The following is a 20,142-nucleotide window of genomic DNA, read 5'->3' as shown; positions in this document are numbered from 1 at the left end:
ATGCCGCGAGGACAGTTTTAATGGCCAGGAGGGAAGGAACCTATGGAAATGACCCAAATGGATTCAATTTCGAATAAAATTTTTGACCTGCTTCTTTAGGTTTGCTAGGGACTTCAGGACATCTCTGCACATCCATTCATCGAACTCCGCATACCGCGTTCCAGGCAGAAGTGCGTGGAGTAACGAACCTTTGGTTGCAATGTCCCGGAAATGGTCCATCGGATCCCTGAAGATCTCCAAATTATCCGCCCAAGGCTTTGGACCTGCCCAGTGGATGACGGTGGGTTGGAACCAAGGCACGGGGTGGCCATTTTCAAACCTAAATCTAGACTCCAGTTCGGGCTTTGCAAGCACCGGAACGGCAGATTGTAGATGTGTTGAAGCAGCAGTGAGCCTGCCTGTATGTAGGGCATTAAATACCATGAAGTTTAGAATGCCTTGCTCGCCAGCAAGCAAGGAGCCAGGCGTTACCCTCTGAAACTCCAGAAGGCGCATATACTCATCCATATCAAAAAGATCACGCCTAGTCACAAAGACGCCGGAATTGAAAAATGGACAATCACGCCATGGAAAATACGGGAATATTGGGAACACCAGCGTCGGATCGAAGTATTGTGCGCACTGAATTTTTTCCGTAATGATCTCATGAGGTTCATTGAATACAAAATCGAAGTTCCCTGGTGGAATGTTTTTCCGGATATCGCCCCAGAGCACCGCATCGGCGTCAATATGTACAAATCTTTCGAAGGGTGATTCCCATAATCCCACCATTTTCGTCAGGCCATATCCATAACTCCACTTCTGAAGGTCCTTGTTTCTGACATCAGCGCGTCGGAGGGTGACCGCACTGTAATCCCTTTCCAAAGATCGTGTGGAAAAATTGCCATCCGTGATGAGGCAGATGGGGGCATCCGGTGCGAAATATTTAATACTAGCGAGACAGCCCCGCAGCAGGGGGAGGTCTCCGTGATAGCAGGCAATGCTGAATCCAAGTTCCTCGATCATAATTTCACCCTCTCTATCCGTCTGCGAATCCAATTTGTCATTTTGCTTGCGGTTACTTCTGAAAATTTCACAATTGTTCAATTGAGCACAACATGGTGCTTACCCATCGAATTGTGATGCGAGAGCATCGAGGCGAGCCAAGCATCCGCCGCGTGCGGCACATGACGGACGATCAGCCCCTTGTAAAACCAAATCCGCTCTGATGCCAAAGCTTGTGGGTCCAATCGCTCATTCACCTTCTGAAGGGCGGACGCCGTGAGTCGGTCCCTCTCGGCAAAACTCAGTTGCCGGACAAAAATAGTTGGCAGTCAGCACCCGCCAAACCCGGTTACAATAGCCGATGTCGCTCCGAATCGCTGCTGGTAAATTTGTTATAATTCCTGGGCATTTTCGGACATAGAATCTTGCCTTCTGGAAATTGAAATTATATTTACGGGGTTTCCTCAGGTCGCTGTAGTTCATCCGCATCTAAGCCAAGTTTACGATCCTACATCGTGAAATTCAGCCATTGAAAAAACAATAGGAGGGTATAGCGCAAGAATTTGTCTTTTCAGTCTTTTACTATCCGTCTAATTGCGAAACTCTGGCTCTCCAAAGTATCAGCGGTCAGGTATAGTATCTCCCAATTATATTTTATGCAGAATTCATGCACGGCCTCGATTACCCCATAACGATAAGCTTTTATCCAATTGCCCATCGAGTAGTCATGCCCGGCGATGATTCCATCCGACTTCACTTTCGTTGAATAGGCCGTTAACTCATCTCTTGTGGTATTATAAGAGTGATCCGTATCGATATATATCATATCGAAGTATTCATCTTCAAAATCCGAGGCGGCTTCAGTCGATAGCTTTCGATGAATTCGAACCGCTTGTCTTTCAATTTCGGTCTTGAACTTATCTTGCACTTCATTAAACAGCCCTTCGTGAAATCGCTCTGAACCCCATATGTCGACTAAATGCAAAACGGCAGGACGTGATATATTCAAAATTTCTTGACTGAAATCCCCCTGATTTACACCAAGTTCCGCCACCATATCCCGCTGTCCTATCTTCTGGAGCATTATTTTTCGGTTTAGAAGTATCTGGCAGTTTTCAATATGCCTTGTTTCCAGCGCGACTCTTGGAAGTTGAGATACAACGTCTTCCCTATGTTTTTGATCGGCCATCCGGATCTCATGAGGAAATTGTATCCTCACTAACCTGTGCAGCACTTTATCGCGTATCTTTTCCAGTATTGGTTTCATTGAATTGTGTCGTGGCCGAATGTCTCAGCAGCGTGGTTTATTTGATTTTCAGGAAGTGGGGAAAGCATGATTTAGCTATTTAGTAAAATTACGCAGATTCCAGTAAACGCGATAATGAATTATCCCTGGTAATGAATAGATATGACCATAGAACGCAAGTTCTTTGGCGATGCCGTAGGGGCGAGTTGACTTAGCACTCATGGGCCTCAATTCCGCTTCGCAGAACTCACCAAAATCACCTGCCCACCTGCCACTAAAGCATCGATTCCGCATCTCTGACAGATAGAAAAGTGCGGGGCCTACTTTAGCAGTGCATCGGATCTTGGACCTCCTATTTCGCCCTCTGCAGGCTAAAACCGTCGAAAGCAAATTTTCATAAGGAGCCAATTAACCTTTAAAAAAGATGCCACCGTTTTGGTCTGTCCTCGCAATGTTTTGTCACAGTGGAATTGCACCCAAAGAGCATCAAAGTAAGCTTCGAAATCCTGACGATTAATGGCATCACTCTTGGTTTGTTCAATTCTCCACCATTGGTGCCGATATATTTCCGCTTCAATGATACCGGCTCTGCGTAGCAAATCCAATGAACGTCGATGAACGACTATTCGCTGTTGGAGTTTAACCGGATCACTCATGTTCCACGACACATGGCCCTCCTCGGGCATACGATAAAACGCAAGGACTTTGAAGTCCAACAATAATCTGGCACCGCTCGAAAGTGCATGCAGATGAAACACCCAGTCTTGATGGCATGAGATTTCGGGATCCCAGCGTAGTCCAGCATCAAAAAGTCGCCGCCGCCACAGTGGTGCCATCGTCTGCCAATCACAGGAAGCTCCGATGAAGTCCTTCAGGGTGGGAATACCACCTTGGAGCTGAGACCTCCACAAGCCAGACCGGCCGTTTCCGTCAAATAACTGAACTTGACAGATGACACCATCGAGTTCGAGATCCTCATGGAGGCGCTCAGCTTGACACTCAATCTTTTTACTGTCCAGCAAGTCGTCAGAGTCCATAAACTGAATGAACTGTCCCGTTGCGAGTGCGATGCCGGCATTGCGTGCCCGGTTGCCGTTCCCTTCTGAAATTCGCTTTATGATGAGGTCATCGGGGGATCGTCTGGTGCACCAAGTATCAAGAGCTACCTGCTCTATCGGAGGATCGGATCCATCGTCAATGACAATCAACTCGATATTTTGATAGCTTTGGCTCGCAACTGACGACACCGCTTCCTGCAGGAATTCGATCCGGTTGCGCGCCGGCATTATCACCGAAACCCGCCCTACATTATGGGGGAGGCTTTGGTCGATCTTAGGATTCATGGTTTACAAATTGATAATGGGCATTCCAAACACGCATTATTGCAGCTGTTTCAGGCGAATTTTTGCATGATCGATTCCCATTGTAACCGCTCATGTTCAAGTGTGAAGTTTGACTCTACTCGCTCCCGACCTTTCTGCCCCATCTGTATTCTCAGCTTAGGATTGTTTTGAAGTGCTAATAGTTTTTCCGCAAACGCGTTTATGTCCCCCGGTTCAATAAGGAAGCCAGTTTCTCCGTCAACGACACTCTCAACAATACCGCCGCTGCGCCCTGTCACCACAGGAAGTCCGTGCGCCATGGCCTCGACCATTGTTACACCAAACGCTTCCTCACGATTGGTTAATTCGCCCAGGCAGTGAAGACCCACAAAGATATCGCTATCAGCATAAAGAAGTTGCGCCCCTCTTCGACCCACGGCTCCACAAAATTCAATTTGTTCTTTGTACTTTGATGTTGCCGCCATCATTTCACACATCGCGAGAAGCTGTCCGTTTCCAGCCATGGTAAGGGTTCCTTGAAAACCCTGCTCGCATGCGATTTCAAAGCCACGAATCACCTTATCCGGACCTTTGAAGTCGATCAAACGACCTAGATAGAGCAAGCGCAGATTTTGCTTTTTTTTACGTTGATCCCAGTCTGGACAACTTGGCAATTCGACGCCGTAGTTTTTTAATGCAATCCGGGCAGCGGGCATCCCGTGAGCCACCATTGAATCCCGAGTAAATTTAGAGTTTGCGACGAAGTGGTGATTTAAAGGCAGCGATATTAACCGTTTAATGTAGAATTCGTCATGAAGTTTTGAGTGAGGCCATTCATTTCCTCGACCGTCAAAATGAACGTCAAACCCGTGGCAATGAATTAACACTGTTACTTCCAAACCCCGCCAGCACGGCTCGAGTTCTAAAGCAAAGTTAGCATAATTGACGAGGATTATCGCGCCGGGGTATTCCGCAATTGTGTTTCGGAGTTCCTTTGTGCGATGCGCCCGGCCGAGGATCCGATGCTTAATGCGTGTTAATATGCTATAGGGCGGATGATCCAGATCAAAACACCGGGTCCCATTCCATTGGTCGGGAACACCACGCCCAACGATCAATGCCAATCGATCAGCAAATATCTCGAGCATCCGCTCAATCCAAACTTCGGAAACCACTTGAAAATATGGTTGAAAAAAGAAAATTTTCTTGCTCGTCATTGTCGATAAATCTCCACCTTTAGGGGACTGTCTTTCAGAATTCGTTGTACTACGATTGGGAAACTTGAATTAGAAATATCGAGAATCTCCCGTTGAGCTACTCACTATAACATCTCCAAGCCCTATTAATGGGAATTCAAGCCAGGCGAACGACCCTCGGAGATTATTTATCTTTAGATTCCAGCGTCCAATGATGTTCTGCTGCGAGCACCCCGTAGTTACGCGCTCCAAAGTGCGAACCAATCTGACCTTCACATGGAATCACATTGAACGTAATGGCAGACTCAATTTCCTGAATTAAAGTTCGGTTATAAAACAGAGCAATAGTAATGAGATAGGGTTTTGGATTTAGCAGAACCTTAGGCATGGTGAATAGAATCTGAGATTTCCCCCGATCGATCGTAAATGTTGATTTCGAATCATCTGTGCCCACACCGAATACTTTCAGTTTTGACTTTTTTTCGTCCAAACCTATACCAATGTCGATACCGCTCAATGCATCAGGAGAAAAGATGTCAATTCTTAAACATAGGTTCGAATATGTACTTATTGAGGAGACCAGCAGCCCCTTATCGTCCACCAAGGCGATCTTCACCACTTGCGGAATTTTGGCATCCGGTTTAGGTGGAGCCTCCCAAACAGCGGATTGCGCCTCATAACTGTTGAGGTATCGCTCCACGACTTCATTCGAGGCCCCTTGATCTTCGTTCAATCCATTTTTCAACATGATCGCCCGACCGCAAAGACTTTGCACGGCAGCCATATTATGGCTTACAAAAAGCACAGTTCTACCCTCACCCGCGACGTCCTTCATCTTCCCCAGGCACTTTTTCTGGAACTCTGCATCACCAACTGCAAGTACTTCATCCACGATGAGGATCTCCGGCTCTAAATGCGCTGCGACGGCAAAGGCGAGCCGCACATACATGCCCGAACTGTAGCGCTTGACCGGGGTGTCGATGTAACGTTCGCAGCCTGAAAAATCGACTATTCCATCGAACTTCGCTGCAATCTCCGCCTTGCGCATACCCAAGATGGCACCATTGAGGAAGATGTTTTCGCGGCCGCTCAGTTCTGGATGGAAGCCGGTCCCCACCTCGAGCAACGAAGCAATCCGGCCCTTGATCTTGATCTCGCCGGTGGTCGGCGTAGTGACGCGGGAGAGGATCTTGAGCAAGGTTGATTTTCCAGCCCCATTGCGACCGATGATACCGAGGACCTCTCCCTGTTTAACCTCAAAGGAGACATCGCGCAGTGCCCATGAGTACTCCGAGCCTCCCTTCTTGGACCGGTCATTGCTTTCCCCGATCCTGAGATACGGATCTTCCATGCCTCGAACCTTGTGCCACCAGCGGTTTAAGTCGTGGGCCAATGTGCCGCCTCCTACCTCACCGAGGCGGTACTGTTTGGAAACATTTTCTACTGAAATGACGGCTGACATGGATGGGGCAATTGGTTTTATTTGGCCTGTTAAGTCTCAGACGGTGTCCATAAACCTCTTCTCAACCTTGTTGAAGATTAACAAGCCGAACAAAAGCAACGCGGCGCCAATGGCGACAGAAATGACTAATCCGCTCCAGGGGATGGGGCCGCCCAGGAAAAGGGCGCGGAAGGTTTCAACGGGAGCTGTCATAGGATTGGCGAGGATGAGCCACCTGTATTTTTCCGGGATTGCGCTCATCGGGTAAATGATGGGTGTACCATACATCATGAGCTGGACGCCAAATGCGATGAGGAAGGTAAAGTCCCGGTATTTCGTGGTTAGTGAGGAGACAACGATACCTGTGCCGAGTCCGAGTCCGGCCATCAGCAGGATGAGAGCCGGGACAAGCACCAGGATGAGCGCCCAATGCGGGTTCAGGGCAGAGTCCGTGGTGAGGAAGTAGATGAAGAAGCCGAGGAATAGCAGGAACTGGATGGCAAACTGGATAATGTTGGAAACCACGATGGACAGCGGGACAATGAGCCTCGGAAAATAGACTTTTCCGAAAATGCCAGCATTGGCGACGAAGGTATTTGAGGTTTTGTTCAGGCAGCTGGCAAAATAGTTCCAAGGCGTCAACCCGGCAAGGTAGAAGAGCATGGGCGGCATTCCATCTGTGGACACCTTCGCCACACCGGTGAAAATGACGGTGAAGACGAGGGTCGTAAAGAGCGGCTGGACGAAGAACCACAATGGGCCGAGGATGGTCTGCTTGTAAACCGACACGAAATCTCGGTGGACGAAGAGCCAGAGCAGATCCCGGTAACGCCAGACATCGGAGAGGTGAAGGTCCAGCCATTTGGTGTGCGGCTTGATTCGCAGATCCCAGTGGGAGTCTGGAAGAGCCTCAAGAGGGCGGGGGGAAGGGATCATGAGACAGTTAAGGGCTCCTGGACCTTGCGAGATCGGATACTAAGGGCGAAAAGTCCGAAGGTAATTGGCGTAAGCAGAGTTGCCGAGGGCTTGCGCTGCGAAGTCAAGGCCGGCAGCGTCAATCCATCCCTGTCGGAACGCGATCTCCTCAAGGCAGGCGATCTTGAAACCCTGATGTTTTTGGATGGTGTGCACGAACTGAGAGGCCTCCAGCAGGGATTCATGAGTGCCGGTGTCGAGCCACGTGTGCCCTCGACCGAGAACTTCAACGTGAAGACTGCCCCTCTCCAGATATGCCTGATTTACAGAGCTAATTTCTAGTTCGCCTCTTTCTGAAGGTTTAACCTGCTTGGCTATTTCGACGACCTCGGCATCGTAGAAGTAGAGGCCAGTGACGGCGAAGTTTGATTTCGGTTGAGAGGGTTTCTCGACAATAGACAGTGCCTGACCATTGGCATCGAACTCGACGACCCCGAAACGCTGGGGGTCCCTTACCTCATACCCAAAGACCGTGGCGCCAGTCTCACGAGCGACAGCAGCCTGAAGTTTAGGAGAGAATCCACCACCATAAAAGATGTTGTCGCCCAGCACCAGGGCGCAGCGATCACCGTTGATGAAGCGCTCGCCGATTAGAAACGCCTGAGCAAGACCATCGGGAGTGGGTTGCTCAGCGTAGTGGAAATTCACACCAAAGCGCGAGCCGTCTCCGAAGAGTTGCTGGTATAACGGCAGGTCAACCGGTGTCGAGATGATGAGGATCTCACGAATCCCAGCGAGCATCAGAACAGAGATCGGGTAATACACCATGGGTTTGTCGTAGATCGGCAGCAACTGCTTGCTAACCGCTAGGGTGCAGGGATAAAGCCGGGTGCCAGAGCCGCCCGCAAGAACAATAGCCTTCATGTTTTCGTCTTCACTGCTCTATGTCTTGAATGGACCATGGTTTAAAGGTTTAAAAGGATGTGTGGGCGTGAAGCGCTTGACTTAATTGGCGATGCCGGATGCAATGGTCGATAGAGCCATTTCCCTCAGAAAAGCCTTAAACAGCTTCAGATAGACCCAGGCGTTCGAGTCGGTAGGTGCCGTCAAGGATTGCCTGCCACCACGCTTTGTTTTTTAGGTACCATTGAATGGTGTTGCGGAAGCCGGACTCACTATCATGCTTCGGATTCCAGCCGAGTTGGTTGCGTATCTTTGCGCTGTCGATGGCGTATCGGATGTCGTGGCCAGGCCGATCTTTCACAAACATGATTTGGTCAGCGAAACTTCGCCCCTCTTTACCTTCAGCTTTCACTTTTTCGCCTTTGACCTCCTCGTCGAGAAGGGAGCACAGGAAACGAACCAAGTCGATGTTCCGCATCTCGTTGCCGCCGCCAATGTTGTAGGTCTCACCCACCTTCCCCCGCTCCAGAACGGCTAGCAGGGCCTCTGCGTGGTCCTCAACATAAAGCCAGTCGCGAACGTTTTTCCCTTCACCGTAGACGGGGATCGGCTCGCCAGAGAGTGCTTTGAGAATAACGACAGGGATCAGCTTTTCCGGGAATTGGTATGGTCCGTAGTTGTTCGAACAATTGGTGACAATGACGGGGAGCCCAAAGGTGCTATACCAAGCACGTGCGAAGTGGTCAGCCGATGCCTTGCTCGCGGAATATGGGCTGTGAGGGTCGTAGGGTGTCGTTTCGGTGAAGGAACCCGACTCACCGAGGCTGCCATAGACTTCGTCCGTCGAGACGTGCAGGAAACGAAACGCGGACGGCGGAACCTTAAAAGAGGAAAGATATTCCCGAGACGCCTCAAGCAGACAAACGGTGCCGACAACGTTGGAGCGCACGAACTCCATGGGCCCTTCGATTGAGCGATCCACGTGCGACTCTGCGGCGAGGTGCATGACGGCTTCGGGACGCAGGTTCGCAAATGCCACGCGCATAGCGTCAGGGTTGCAGATGTCGACTTGGGCAAAACGGTAATTGGGTGCATAGCCCACCTCACCAAGCGACGCAAGGTTCCCTGCGTAAGTTAGTTTGTCAATGTTGAGAACCTGATGACCACGAGCAACCAGCATGCGGACTAGGTTCGAGCCGATAAACCCAGCTCCACCAGTGACTAAAATGCGCATAAAAAGGATTCCAGTTTTGAAAAATTAAGCGGGCTACGAGGTGCTGCGATGATCCCGTCGCCATTTTGAAGGCTGTTGCATATTGGCTCTGTCTGCCAAGATGGTGGCTCGGCATTATGAGTGCGCTTCTACAATCTGCCGGATAGTTTCTTCAAGGCTGATACTGATGTTCCATTCGGGGTAGTGGGCGCGCATTTTGGCGAGGTTCGAAATGTAGCAGATGTGGTCGCCAATGCGGTTCTCGTCCACGTATTGATAAACCTGAACCCTTCCTGAAAAAGTTTCGGCGATCTTAAACGCCTCCCAAATCGAGCAGGAGTTGGCGCGACCACCACCAATATTGTAAACCTCCGCCAGGCGGGGAGCTTTCAAAAATTCCCCAATAAACCGCGCGACATCGTGGGAGTGGATGTTGTCGCGAACCTGTTTTCCGTTGTAACCAAAAACCTTATATTCCCGACCCTCAAGGTTGCACTTCACGAGATAACTGAGGAAGCCGTGAAGCTCCACACCTGTGTGATTCGGACCCGTAAGACAGCCACCCCGCAGGCAGCAGGTGGGCAGACCAAAGTAGCGGCCATATTCCTGAACCATCACATCGGCGGCGACCTTGGAAGCGCCAAAAAGAGAATGCTTCGACTGGTCGATAGGAAAGTCCTCGGAAATGCCATCAGTATAGGCTGGATCAGAATAGTCCCAGCGGGTTTCCATTTCCTTAAGAGCGATTTTATTGGGCCGGTCACCATAGACCTTGTTGGTGGACATGTGCACAAAGGGGGACTCTGGACAGGCCTGCCGGGTGGCTTCGAGAAGGTTTAAGGTGCCAACGGCATTGGTATCAAAATCATCAAAGGGAATAGCGGCAGCCCGGTCATGCGAAGGTTGGGCGGCCGTGTGGACGATGGCGTCAGGTTTTACTTCTTTCAGCAAGGTGAGGACGCCAGAACGGTCTCGGATGTCGAGTTCATGATGATGGAAGGCTTTGCCGAGGCTTTCAACTAGGCGGCTCTGATTCCAGCGAGTATCGCCCTGAGGGCCGAAGAAAACAGCCCGCTGATTGTTGTCCACCCCATGAATTTCCCATCCGAGGGAGGCGAAATGGACGCAGACTTCAGAACCGATGAGACCGGAGGAACCTGTAACAAGCAGTTTCATAGATTAGCAGTCTTTTATTATCTAACTAAACATACCATCATCGCATGAATGCTTTGTCCATAAAGATGGACGTGATCGAGCACCTTCCAACTAAAGTGTAATTTTTTTTCGGCAAGAAAGCCGCTAATCGAGGTGGTGTCGCCTGGATGCTGCTCAACTGCAATGAGAACAAGACGAAACCGATCCCAGCAATTTGACATCAACACTTCCAATTCATGGCCCTCGACGTCAATGTTCAAGAGTCTAATTTTCTTTCCTCGAAAATTTGCTCCTTCCAGCATGTTGCTGAGTGTTCTTACTTTCACCGCAATATTGCGAATTTCGCTTTCACCCAAAATGGAACATGTGGAATATGATTTCTCAGTTAATCTGCCTGTTGCACAAACACCGGTTGAATTATACACAGAAAAGTTTGCCTCTTTTTCATCACGCCCGACTGCACAATGTAAATTGATGTCATTTGGCATGTAAGAATTAAAAAGTTGGATGGTGTCTGGATTAGCATCCACGTTAATGCCATGCCAGCCGTTTTTGTGAAACAGCAAGGTATTAGAGTATTTAATGAGGTGAAAAGCACCTACATCGACGTAGACCATGGGTGTGTTTAATTCTTTAATATACCCCAAGCTATTAAGTCTTCGCCAAACTGTCCCCATGAAAACGCCACATGCTTCCATTCCTCAATTCCTGAAGGTGAACGTCTTCCATAGATGCGTGAAACGATTGGTCTGAATCCTTTTTCTGCCATTCTTGCTACACACAAAAGCGCTGTTTTGACTTTATTTTTCATGCTCCAAATCATTGGTGGATTACTAAATTGGACTAATTTTATAGTGATGAAGTAATCCAATCTGGATGTGCCTCTGCAAAATCCGCGGTTTCACTCAATATAATTTCAATACAGGTCTTGGGATGCCAATTCCAGGTGTGAGCAACAAGGCTGGAGTCTAACACCACCCAAGGCAAGTCGTAGGGTCTGGGTTCAGGGTCAGACTTGACGGGGTGATGCCCCCAACGGGAAGAACACCACTGACTTAAGTGAGCAAGTGAACGCGCGGAGTCCAGGCCTCCTGAGACGTTTACGATGCGGGGTTTGTTGCTACGGGCAGGCTCCGCGATTTGCTTCATCAAAAGAGGCACAAGATCACGCGGATGCAGACAGTCTCGCACCTGATGCCCCTGACCGTCGAAACCGATGTATTTTAAGGGACGTTTTTCTCGCCAGGAGTGCAGCCAGAAGGCAAAGATTCCCTGATCGGGACGGCCAAACTGGCCCGCACCTGCCATGACACCGCAGCGGTTGATCCAGACCGGGAAATCAAAGGCAGCCCCGTATTCAAGTGCCAACACCTCTGAAGCGAGTTTGGTGGCACCATACAAGCTCACAGGAGCAGCGGTGGAGAACGTTTCCGTGATGCCGGCTTCTGAAAGGTTTTCTCCATAGGCTGAGGATTGGGGGATAAAAGCACCTAATCTAACTTCAACGGGAATTTGCGATAGGGCCGCAATAGAATAGACGCGGCTGGTGCTAAGTAAAATGAAACCCGCCTTATGGACTTTACAGAATTCCAGAAGGTTGATTGTTCCACTCAGATTATTGTCTACCAACTGACGAGAACTGGTGGAACCCTGCACGCCTGCGAGCACACTTGCATTTGCGGCAGCATCAATGACCCAGTCACAGCCTCCGATAGAATCAAGATCTGCGGAACAGCGAATATCGCCATGAATGACTTTGATGCCTCGTTCAGTAAGGCGTTCACGGTTATTCCAACTCCCTGGTCGGGAAAGATTGTCGATACCGACAATATGTGTCGTCGAACCATGATCTGCTAAGGTGCAAGCTAACTCAGAACCTACGAAGCCGCAGATACCTGTTATGAGGATTCGCATCGAATAAAATTACCTAAAAATTTTAGAATTATTGGTGGCAGCCTTAATGCGGCATGCTACCGCCCTTGGTGCCGCTTTAACGCTCGGCCTTGAATATCTATAACAAGAAATCACTCCTCATGAAGCTCAGCACAACGTAAGCCAAGTCAATCTCATTTTGGTTCCATTCACGGTGCATTCCCCTCGGAAGCAACACTTTAAAATTAATAGATGGGTTTCCCCGAATCATTATATTGTTAGCATTGAAGACGATATTGCTCAAGCCTGCCGTAGGACTACACCTCCATCCCTTGGGACTACATCACCGTTGATTAACAATGCGAGATGCCTCTTGTTTGCTCGTAAGACGATGTTCCAAACAATATTCAATCAGACCCACCAAAGATGATACCCCTAATTTTTTCATTATGCGAGTTTTATAAGTACTTACCGTTTTAGGGCTTAAGCACATCTCTAAAGCAAGATGTTTGATTGCGACTCCAGCTGCCAGCCTCTGCAAAACTTGAAATTCGCGGTCGGACAGGTCGTCATGCGGGCTTTTCACAACGGAAGGATGCATGGCGTCCATGAGGCTCTGCATCAAATTCGCACTGAGATACTTTTTACCGTCCAACATGATCTCAACGGCATTGATAAATTCTTTCTTACCGGCCGTTTTGCTTAAATATCCGCTCACCCCTCGTCTAATGGCCCGGATTCCGTAAGTTTCCTCATCGTAAAGAGTTGAGATGAGGACAGGGGAGTCACATTCGATGGACGCAAGCTGGTCAAGAAGTTCAAGGCCGCTGCGCCCTGGCATGCAAACCTCCAAAATAATGAGATCCCACGTTCGGTCTGTAATGTGCTGAAGAGCTTCGGGAAATGTGCCAGCCTCGCCAAATTGCAAACCTCCCCGCCAGTTCCGAAGCACTGTGATGTATCCTTGCCTTGTGATCTCATGAGCATCAATAATTAATAAATGCTTGCTAGAAATTGGAGAAGGCATAGGTTTTCATACTTTTACGCGACTTTACCGCTGTGGTTACATTTGTTTCCGTTTCGTTTCCATATTTATTTTCTCATTCACCATTTCAGTATGTAGGACAAAGTGAACACAGTCACGAAAACCTTTACATTTCTTCAGGAATCATAAACAGAGACTTTGGTATCAAAACCGCTTACCAAAATTTGAACATTGCGTTATGGTGCTGGAAAACAGGTCACGAGGGATTGCCACCCTCATCGCTATAGGCTCGCTGATTGCCTGCCTTGTTTGGTTTGGCATATCCTATTCGGTCGTCTTCAATGGGCTGGGGGGCGTGGCGCTTCGGTCTCCTGCCACGATGCAGGTCTATGGCATGTCTCTGTTCTTGATTGTCCTCGGGTTCCTGGTGGATCATTTGAGAAGCACAGGGAACAGAACATATCAGCTAAATAGCGCGAATCGTTGGATTTTTTCACTCGGCGCGGCTTCTCAACAAACCCTGGCCGTACTAATTATGCTGGGGCTATATATGCTTGCGAGCAAGGATCAGGGTGTGTCAAGACTTTTTTTATTATGGTTTGTCGTAGGCTTGTTACCTGTTCTTACTCTCATTCATCGTTTGCTGCCCCAGTGGCTCTCCAAACATCTTTTTAAAGGGCGTTACCGATATGACGCCGTCGTGGTTTGCAATGGTAACACAGGCAACGACCGTATTCATAATTGGCTCGCCCGTCACCAATGGTATGGAGTGAACCTCCAGGAGACCATCAACCTTCAAGATCTGCTAGAGGAGAATGGCGATGGTTTTAAAACAGAACTGGAAGCACTTGAACCTGAATTGCGTAAAAGGCGACCAGCCATGGTTATTGTGCATCATTTCCAACTCGATTCTGCCTCATTGGTGAAATTGAAACAATTGTGCGACCGACTCGGATGCCGCATGATTGTCGCGCTGGATCTGGATCCTGAGTTCGCCAAAATGATCTCAATTCACCGCGACGGTGACTTGCAGCTGATCAGCATTCGTGAAGAACCATTAGAATGCCCCACAAACCGCATATTGAAACGCTTGCTGGACATGGCTATTGCACTGCCGGTGTGCTTGTTTGTGCTTCCTCCCCTGACACTTTTAGTGTGGTTGGTGCAAAGAAAGCAATCGCCAGGGCCGATTTTTCATCGTCAAATGAGATCAGGCCTTCAGAATGAACGCTTTACGCTATACAAATATCGCAGCATGCATGTTGGTCATGGTACTGAGAGCCAACAGGCAAGCCGCAGTGACTCACGAATTTTCCCTTTTGGCCGATGGCTCAGGCGCACAAGTCTTGATGAAATGCCCCAGTTTATCAATGTGATGGTGGGTGACATGAGTGTCGTAGGCCCTCGCCCACATCTTCCTCAGCACGATGCAGAATTTGCCAAGGTGATTGAGGATTATCCTTTGCGCCATTTTGTAAAGCCCGGCATCACTGGTTTGGCACAGGTTAAAGGATTTCGCGGCGAAATCACCCATGTGGGTCAGATCGCTGATCGGTTACGCTCTGACGTGTTCTATATTGAACATTGGTCCCTGCCGCTAGATTTCGAAATTATTTCAAAAACCGCGTTGCAATTATGGCGCGCACCCGAGACTGCTTACTGAAATCACAAGTATCATCTACTTAAAAGCGTAAATTAAATGAAAATTAAGCTCCCAACACTGCTGCTGACAATGCTTGCCATTGCAGTTCAAGCTTCCGCTGCACTTCTGCAACCTGTCATATTAGCTAGTAAAGGCGAACCATCCATCTTAATGGTGGGACAGTCTGCAACTGTCCCAGTGACTATCAAACAAACAGTCCCCGCTGGTTCCGTTATTACAACTGGCAGTAATGGTCGCGTAGCAGTGGCACTAGGGGAAGGACAATTAGTGGTCCTCGATAGCAACACACAATTATCCATACGATCTGTGCAAAATGATTCAGGCGGAGCCGTGGTTGATCTTTTGTATGGCACATTACGCTGCTCAGTTGATCCCGAGCGTAGTGGCTCAGGACCAGCTTTTACCATTATGGCAGGCAAAGAGTCTATACAGTCTAAAGGTACCGTTTGGCAGACTAGCAAGGCCGCTGACGGCACAACCACCACCGTATGCCTTGTTTCAACGGTGACGGTGACAATCAAGGGAAATCTAATGATTGATGTCCCTGCAGGTTCGGTTCTCATCTCCACCTACGCAAACGGTGTGTGGACAGGTTCGAAAGTTATCAACTTGGCAACAGGGCAAACCACAACTTATAGCCCAGACGGTGCTGGCGGTTATACCAGCGCTGTTTCAGTATCTTCAATAACTGAACTTGGACAAGCCAGGGATGCATTTCAAACAGCCCTAGGACAATTAACAGATATGATTTTGAATGCCCAATCAGCGGCTCTAAATGTTGTGATCGGACAAATCAATGGGGTATTGAGCGCCGCAGGACTACCAACTTTGACACCTCCTGCTGGCATATCGAATTCCGCAGAGCGGGACAGCATCGTCTCCCCCGAACAGCCTTAATCAAGCTAAGGTCAATCAGCTCCTAACTCCCTCCCATAACTCCCATGAGACCTTTAACCTCTCTGCTATCTAGAAAAAGCTGCTTTCCGATAGCAGTCATTTTAGTTGGGTTCTCTCAGAATTTGATGCTTGCGCAAGAGTTCACTCCTGCGAGGCAACTTGGCCAAGCCTCGGCGACCAATCGCTACGAAATCACTCCAGAAGGTTCGACTCGACCTCAGCAGCGCGAACTGACCAACGATACAATCGCTACTTCTGCAGAAACCACGGGAGACATGAGCGCATGGTGGGATGGCATGACGAGTGTGGCGGAAGAATCCGTTCGCTCGGGTCCTTGGGCTCTTCATTACGGACTAACCACAGCGTGGGAATACGATAGCAATTTCAACCTTGATGCGGGCAATGCCGCCATTGGCGGCGGACAAAGTGGCGACACCCAGATTTTCAGCGTCAGTCCATATGGCGTTCTGACTTTTGGTCAGCCTGGGCATGGATTGGATTTTCAGCTTCGTTATTCTCCTGAGTTCCGATGGTTTTCTGAAGAGAATATTGATAATGTCATCAATCATAACCTGTCAATGTCCCTGGGAATCAATGGTGCTCGCAGCAGAATGTATGCAAACGTTGGCTACTCAAGAAATGAGAACGGTAACGTTGAGGTTGGCAATCTTGTCTCATCAGACACCTACACCATTGGGCTTGGTGGTTCTTATGACGTATCCCCCAAGACAACCATTGGAGCAACTCTAAATACCAACATTTCTGAATACGAAGCATTCAATAGCTTTAGCAATTTTGCGTTAGGCTTGTTTGTGGATTATGCCGTAACACCCAAAACACGTCTTGGACTGGGTGTTGGCTACGATCATCTCCAGCAAGACAACAACCGCAATGCGAATGCCTATAATGTGAATTTACGTTTCAATTGGTCTGCTACAGCAAAGACAGGAATTGCAGGCAGCCTGGGTGTTGAGCAAAGGGAATATGACGGCGGCGAATCAATGATAGCCGCAATTGGTCGCATTGGTGTCTATTACAATCCCACGGAGAAATTGGGACTTCAGCTTAGCGCTTATCGCAATGCATCACCTTCTATTGGAGCAGCCGATGGAATGTTTTACAGCACGGGTCTGGCATTCACCAGCAATTTGCAGCTTACTAGCCGCGTGAGCGCAAGTCTCTCCATTGGATTTGAAAATGCTCAATATGAATCCACCGGTGGCGACGAATTCACCGGACGTGAAGACGACTACTTCTTCGTCCGTCCCGCTTTCACATTCTTCCTCTCGTCGCATCTGAGCATGAATCTCTTCTATCAGTTCACGAATAACGATACCACTGCTGGCAATTCCTTTTCAAGAAATCAGGTTGGCGTTTCTCTCACCCTGGCTTATTGAGGATTCGGCACCCTTCACAGCATGACGTTCACTTCATCGCCTTCTTGGTCTAGCTACAGCGTATTGCGTAGATTATTGAAAGTTTGCTTTTTTGTTTGGGTTGTCTCATCCGTAGAGGCACAAAATCCTTCAGAATCAGGGGCGGATCCAGGGCAACCACCGTTGACGGTGGTGGGTGGCGATTACGTGTTGCGTGCCAATGACGTCATTTCAGTAACAGTCTTCGGGGAACCCGAACTTAATCGGCAAGACCGTTTGGTTTCTGATGGGACGATCATGATGCCTTTGATCGGCCGGATCAAGGTTGCGGGCCAAACCTCGGTCCAGGCAGCTGAATCAATCAGACGTGCATTGGCAGCAGATTATCTGGTCAATCCTCAGGTTTCTGTATCAATTACCGAAGCCGTTCAGGAAACCTTCACAGTCCTGGGACAGGTTGCTTCGCCGGGTGCCTACCCACTTCCGGCGGGAGGGAGGATTTCATTGCTCCAAGCAATTGGGAGTGCAGGCGGTTTTACCCGCTTGGCCAGTCCTGGAAGGATAACGGTCAAACGCCAAGAAAACGGCAAGGAAATGGTCTATAAAGTGGACGGCAAAAGCCAGGCAAAAAGCGAACAAGTGGTGAGATTTGAAGTCCGTGCAGGCGATGTGATCACTGTTCCAGAAAGTTTTTTTTAATAGGATCCTTGGCAATTCATGTCTCTTTCTTCCCTACCACCTCAAGGTCCAACTCGGCTGAATCTTCCCAAAACATTTTCACAGGATCTCGAGTCTGAAGCAGATTTCGACTGGCGTGGATTGCTCATCACTGCCCGAGAGAAACTTTGGTTGCTGATTCTTTTGCCTTTGATTGGGGCTGCCGTTTCCTATGGGTATCTCAAGCAAGCCAAACCGGTTTTTTCTTCCAATGCAACTTTAGAGGTGGAAGAAAAACAAAGGGTCGTTGATGTAAAGGAAGTCACCGATAAGGATTGGGCAAATACAGAGGCGATGAATACCCTCGCCGCCACGATGCGATCTTCCACCTTTTTGGAGAGACTGATCGACCGTGAAAAACTTCAGACACGGCCAGACCTGTTTGGAGGCAAACTTCCTTCCGCAGAGGACGCTCTTCCTCAGGCGGTAGGTATTTTATCCGGGGCGCTGAAAGCTGCCCCCCGAGTTGGTACGCGCTTGCTAGATATTACGGCTACACATGGAGATCCAATCGTTGCTCGGGACCTTGCCGTTGCCACCGCCAAAGGTGTGATGAAATGGGACCTTGAACAACGGTCTCAGTCAGTGGGCGTGGCTAACGAGTTCTTGATGCAGGAAGCTGAGAGGCTAAGGAAAAAAGTCGAACTTTCAGAGCAGGCCCTCCAAAAATACCGTGTAGAAAACAACGCTGTTTCTTTGGAGGAAAATCAAAACCTCGTTGTCAGCCAGCTACAAGACATCAGCAGCAAACTTAGCCAGCAGACCAATGATAGAGTTCGCTTGGAAACAGATTACGCGGCACTGTTACAGATGAAATCGCGTCCTGACGAGGCCGTGAATCTACAAATCGTCGCCAACCATCCCACTTTGAATGGCATAAGCACGGCACTTGCTGCGCGCCGATCTGAATTTGCGGCCTTGCAGAGCCGTTACAAGTCCAAGCATCCAAAATACACCGCCGCACAGAGCGATATTGCCAATTTGGAAGCACGCTTCCGAGAGGCTTTGCCCCAGGTTTCCGTGTCATTGGAAGCGTCTCTTCTTGCCTCTTTAGAAAGCGCCAAGGTAAACGAGAAAAAACTTCAGGAGGCTCTGGCTGAGCAAGAGAAGAAGTCATTTGAACTAGATGCTCTCTCGATCGAATACAACGTCCGTAAACGTGAAATGGAGTCTGACAAGGCGGTCTATGAATCTGTGATCAGCCGCCTGAAGGAGGTCGATCTCACGAAGGGAATGGATCAGAGCAAGCTCAAGCTGCATCAGTTGCCATCGGCTCCAGGTTATCAAATCTGGCCTCAACCATCACGCATCATTAGTAGCGGAGTTGGCGGTGGTTTCGCATTGGCGGCTGGGGTTATTTTCCTCCTGTTCTTTATGGATCGGACGATCAAATCCGTCGATCAGGCCGAAAAAATCCTGCGATTACCCGTTCTTGCAACCATCAATAAGGCTAAATACTCGGACGAGGCAGGGGCGATTTTGAAACATGCCGAGCATAGCCCTGTGGCTGAATCATTCCGGTCTCTGAGGGTCATGGCCAATCTGTTAGGCAAGGAAGAAGACCGCCGGGTTTTTGTGGTGACAAGTGCACTGCCTTCGGAAGGAAAGACGTTCTGTTCTTGTAACTATGCTTTGAGCCTGGCTCAGCAGGGATTAAAAACTTTGTTGATTGATGCAGATTTACGCCGACCCAAAGTTTCGGCATCGGTTTACGGTGAAGATCGTAAACCTGGCTTGACTGAATATCTGCTTGGTCAGGCTACATTCACTGACGTGATCCACAGCTCCCCGATTCCGGCCCATTCCGGCACTTTCCGGGTGATTCCGGCAGGTTTCAGGTCCCCCAACCCTGCTGAGCTCCTCGCCAGTAATGCATTCCCTCAACTCCTTGAATTAGCTCTCAAGCACTTTGATCGAGTGGTGATCGATACAGCCCCAATCGTTGCCGTTAGTGACACATTGGTCATTGTACCACATGTTCAAACTGTGCTTTTAGTGATTCATTGGAAAAAGACCCCCAGCACTGTCATTCAGCGAGCGTTAAACTTGCTTGGAGAAAGTGGTAAATCGCCGTCCGGTCTCATTCTGAACAATGTTCCTGAAGGGTCTCGTGGTTACTATTACCATTACAGCCCAGGCTATTATGGCAGCAAGGGAGTTTATGGTGCTTCCGCTTAGGACTGAATTATCAACCTAAATCAACCAGTGGCGCTATAAATGGGTCAGACTACCCTAGAAGAAGGGTACCCGAACGGGT

The 20,142-nt window shown here is 49.0% G+C and carries 18 protein-coding genes; 5 read left to right on the top strand and 13 right to left on the bottom strand.

What is annotated here, in order from left to right; genetic code table 11:
• Positions 1-63 precede the first annotated feature (63 nt).
• The 13 genes from EI77_RS12285 to EI77_RS12230 form a co-directional block, all read right to left on the bottom strand.
• Positions 64-1,005, bottom strand: coding sequence for a glycosyltransferase family protein (locus EI77_RS12285; protein WP_133795550.1), 942 nt, complete (start codon positions 1,003-1,005; stop codon positions 64-66).
• A gap of 550 nt (positions 1,006-1,555) precedes the next feature.
• The gene (locus EI77_RS12280; RefSeq protein ID WP_208300341.1) at positions 1,556-2,251 is read right to left on the bottom strand and encodes a class I SAM-dependent methyltransferase; all 696 of its coding nucleotides are present in this window, start codon (positions 2,249-2,251) and stop codon (positions 1,556-1,558) included.
• 350 nt (positions 2,252-2,601) lie between these two features.
• Entirely contained in the window at positions 2,602-3,573 is a 972-nt protein-coding gene (locus EI77_RS12275; protein ID WP_133795549.1) for a glycosyltransferase family 2 protein, read from the bottom strand.
• 50 nt (positions 3,574-3,623) lie between these two features.
• Positions 3,624-4,769 (bottom strand): glycosyltransferase family 4 protein, encoded by a 1,146-nt coding sequence (locus EI77_RS12270; protein ID WP_133795548.1) that lies wholly within the window; start codon positions 4,767-4,769, stop codon positions 3,624-3,626.
• A gap of 163 nt (positions 4,770-4,932) precedes the next feature.
• Positions 4,933-6,210 (bottom strand): ABC transporter ATP-binding protein, encoded by a 1,278-nt coding sequence (locus EI77_RS12265; RefSeq protein WP_133795547.1) that lies wholly within the window; start codon positions 6,208-6,210, stop codon positions 4,933-4,935.
• Positions 6,211-6,246: 36 nt separating this feature from the next.
• Positions 6,247-7,125 (bottom strand): ABC transporter permease, encoded by an 879-nt coding sequence (locus tag EI77_RS12260; protein ID WP_133795546.1) that lies wholly within the window; start codon positions 7,123-7,125, stop codon positions 6,247-6,249.
• A gap of 39 nt (positions 7,126-7,164) precedes the next feature.
• Positions 7,165-8,028 (bottom strand): glucose-1-phosphate thymidylyltransferase RfbA, encoded by an 864-nt coding sequence (gene rfbA, locus EI77_RS12255; RefSeq protein ID WP_133795545.1) that lies wholly within the window; start codon positions 8,026-8,028, stop codon positions 7,165-7,167.
• Between the two features lie 136 nt (positions 8,029-8,164).
• Positions 8,165-9,241 carry a dTDP-glucose 4,6-dehydratase gene (rfbB, locus tag EI77_RS12250; RefSeq protein WP_133795544.1) on the bottom strand — a complete coding sequence of 359 codons (1,077 nt, stop codon included), beginning with the start codon at positions 9,239-9,241 and terminating at the stop codon, positions 8,165-8,167.
• A 114-nt stretch (positions 9,242-9,355) separates the two neighbouring features.
• On the bottom strand, positions 9,356-10,396 hold the full coding sequence (locus EI77_RS12245; protein ID WP_133795543.1) for an NAD-dependent epimerase/dehydratase family protein: 1,041 nt from the start codon (positions 10,394-10,396) through the stop codon (positions 9,356-9,358).
• A gap of 17 nt (positions 10,397-10,413) precedes the next feature.
• A complete protein-coding gene (locus tag EI77_RS12240) occupies positions 10,414-10,992 on the bottom strand; it encodes an FkbM family methyltransferase (RefSeq protein WP_166647211.1) in 579 nt (192 codons plus the stop codon).
• An 8-nt stretch (positions 10,993-11,000) separates the two neighbouring features.
• On the bottom strand, positions 11,001-11,186 hold the full coding sequence (locus tag EI77_RS23355) for a hypothetical protein (RefSeq protein ID WP_166647210.1): 186 nt from the start codon (positions 11,184-11,186) through the stop codon (positions 11,001-11,003).
• 38 nt (positions 11,187-11,224) lie between these two features.
• Positions 11,225-12,289, bottom strand: coding sequence for an NAD-dependent epimerase/dehydratase family protein (locus EI77_RS12235; protein WP_133795541.1), 1,065 nt, complete (start codon positions 12,287-12,289; stop codon positions 11,225-11,227).
• 301 nt (positions 12,290-12,590) lie between these two features.
• Positions 12,591-13,274 (bottom strand): response regulator, encoded by a 684-nt coding sequence (locus tag EI77_RS12230; protein ID WP_133795540.1) that lies wholly within the window; start codon positions 13,272-13,274, stop codon positions 12,591-12,593.
• Positions 13,275-13,470: 196 nt separating this feature from the next.
• Here EI77_RS12230 and EI77_RS12225 point away from each other — a divergent pair, with 196 nt between their 5' ends.
• The 5 genes from EI77_RS12225 to EI77_RS12205 are packed head-to-tail and all read left to right on the top strand — an operon-like array spanning position 13,471 to position 20,063.
• Entirely contained in the window at positions 13,471-14,895 is a 1,425-nt protein-coding gene (locus EI77_RS12225) for an exopolysaccharide biosynthesis polyprenyl glycosylphosphotransferase (protein WP_133795539.1), read from the top strand.
• A gap of 36 nt (positions 14,896-14,931) precedes the next feature.
• Positions 14,932-15,792 (top strand): FecR domain-containing protein, encoded by an 861-nt coding sequence (locus tag EI77_RS12220; protein WP_133795538.1) that lies wholly within the window; start codon positions 14,932-14,934, stop codon positions 15,790-15,792.
• Positions 15,793-15,836: 44 nt separating this feature from the next.
• Positions 15,837-17,189, top strand: coding sequence for an outer membrane beta-barrel protein (locus EI77_RS12215; RefSeq protein WP_133795537.1), 1,353 nt, complete (start codon positions 15,837-15,839; stop codon positions 17,187-17,189).
• Positions 17,190-17,210: 21 nt separating this feature from the next.
• Positions 17,211-17,867, top strand: a complete 657-nt coding sequence (locus EI77_RS12210) for a polysaccharide biosynthesis/export family protein (RefSeq protein ID WP_133795536.1) — start codon at positions 17,211-17,213, stop codon at positions 17,865-17,867.
• A gap of 18 nt (positions 17,868-17,885) precedes the next feature.
• Entirely contained in the window at positions 17,886-20,063 is a 2,178-nt protein-coding gene (locus tag EI77_RS12205; protein ID WP_133795535.1) for a GumC family protein, read from the top strand.
• Positions 20,064-20,142: the final 79 nt, after the last annotated feature.

The sequence above is a fragment of the Prosthecobacter fusiformis genome (assembly GCF_004364345.1).
GTDB classification, from domain to species: Bacteria; Verrucomicrobiota; Verrucomicrobiia; order Verrucomicrobiales; family Verrucomicrobiaceae; genus Prosthecobacter; species Prosthecobacter fusiformis.
Note: the sequence above shows the minus strand (reverse complement) of the source record. Positions and strands in the feature narration are given on the sequence as shown.

What these genes read in the sequence shown, in the direction of transcription:
- EI77_RS12245 (WP_133795543.1), bottom strand. Translation starts at nt 10,396, where the DNA reads ATGAAACTGCTTGTTACAGGTTCCTCCGGTCTCATCGGTTCTGAAGTC.
- EI77_RS12220 (WP_133795538.1), top strand. Translation starts at nt 14,932, where the DNA reads ATGAAAATTAAGCTCCCAACACTGCTGCTGACAATGCTTGCCATTGCA.
- EI77_RS12235 (WP_133795541.1), bottom strand. Translation starts at nt 12,289, where the DNA reads ATGCGAATCCTCATAACAGGTATCTGCGGCTTCGTAGGTTCTGAGTTA.
- EI77_RS12225 (WP_133795539.1), top strand. Translation starts at nt 13,471, where the DNA reads ATGGTGCTGGAAAACAGGTCACGAGGGATTGCCACCCTCATCGCTATA.
- EI77_RS12230 (WP_133795540.1), bottom strand. Translation starts at nt 13,274, where the DNA reads ATGCCTTCTCCAATTTCTAGCAAGCATTTATTAATTATTGATGCTCAT.
- rfbA (WP_133795545.1), bottom strand. Translation starts at nt 8,028, where the DNA reads ATGAAGGCTATTGTTCTTGCGGGCGGCTCTGGCACCCGGCTTTATCCC.
- EI77_RS12215 (WP_133795537.1), top strand. Translation starts at nt 15,837, where the DNA reads ATGAGACCTTTAACCTCTCTGCTATCTAGAAAAAGCTGCTTTCCGATA.
- EI77_RS12260 (WP_133795546.1), bottom strand. Translation starts at nt 7,125, where the DNA reads ATGATCCCTTCCCCCCGCCCTCTTGAGGCTCTTCCAGACTCCCACTGG.
- EI77_RS12265 (WP_133795547.1), bottom strand. Translation starts at nt 6,210, where the DNA reads ATGTCAGCCGTCATTTCAGTAGAAAATGTTTCCAAACAGTACCGCCTC.
- EI77_RS12210 (WP_133795536.1), top strand. Translation starts at nt 17,211, where the DNA reads ATGACGTTCACTTCATCGCCTTCTTGGTCTAGCTACAGCGTATTGCGT.
- EI77_RS12285 (WP_133795550.1), bottom strand. Translation starts at nt 1,005, where the DNA reads ATGATCGAGGAACTTGGATTCAGCATTGCCTGCTATCACGGAGACCTC.
- EI77_RS12270 (WP_133795548.1), bottom strand. Translation starts at nt 4,769, where the DNA reads ATGACGAGCAAGAAAATTTTCTTTTTTCAACCATATTTTCAAGTGGTT.
- EI77_RS12275 (WP_133795549.1), bottom strand. Translation starts at nt 3,573, where the DNA reads ATGAATCCTAAGATCGACCAAAGCCTCCCCCATAATGTAGGGCGGGTT.
- EI77_RS12240 (WP_166647211.1), bottom strand. Translation starts at nt 10,992, where the DNA reads ATGGTCTACGTCGATGTAGGTGCTTTTCACCTCATTAAATACTCTAAT.
- EI77_RS23355 (WP_166647210.1), bottom strand. Translation starts at nt 11,186, where the DNA reads ATGAAAAATAAAGTCAAAACAGCGCTTTTGTGTGTAGCAAGAATGGCA.
- rfbB (WP_133795544.1), bottom strand. Translation starts at nt 9,241, where the DNA reads ATGCGCATTTTAGTCACTGGTGGAGCTGGGTTTATCGGCTCGAACCTA.
- EI77_RS12205 (WP_133795535.1), top strand. Translation starts at nt 17,886, where the DNA reads ATGTCTCTTTCTTCCCTACCACCTCAAGGTCCAACTCGGCTGAATCTT.
- EI77_RS12280 (WP_208300341.1), bottom strand. Translation starts at nt 2,251, where the DNA reads ATGAAACCAATACTGGAAAAGATACGCGATAAAGTGCTGCACAGGTTA.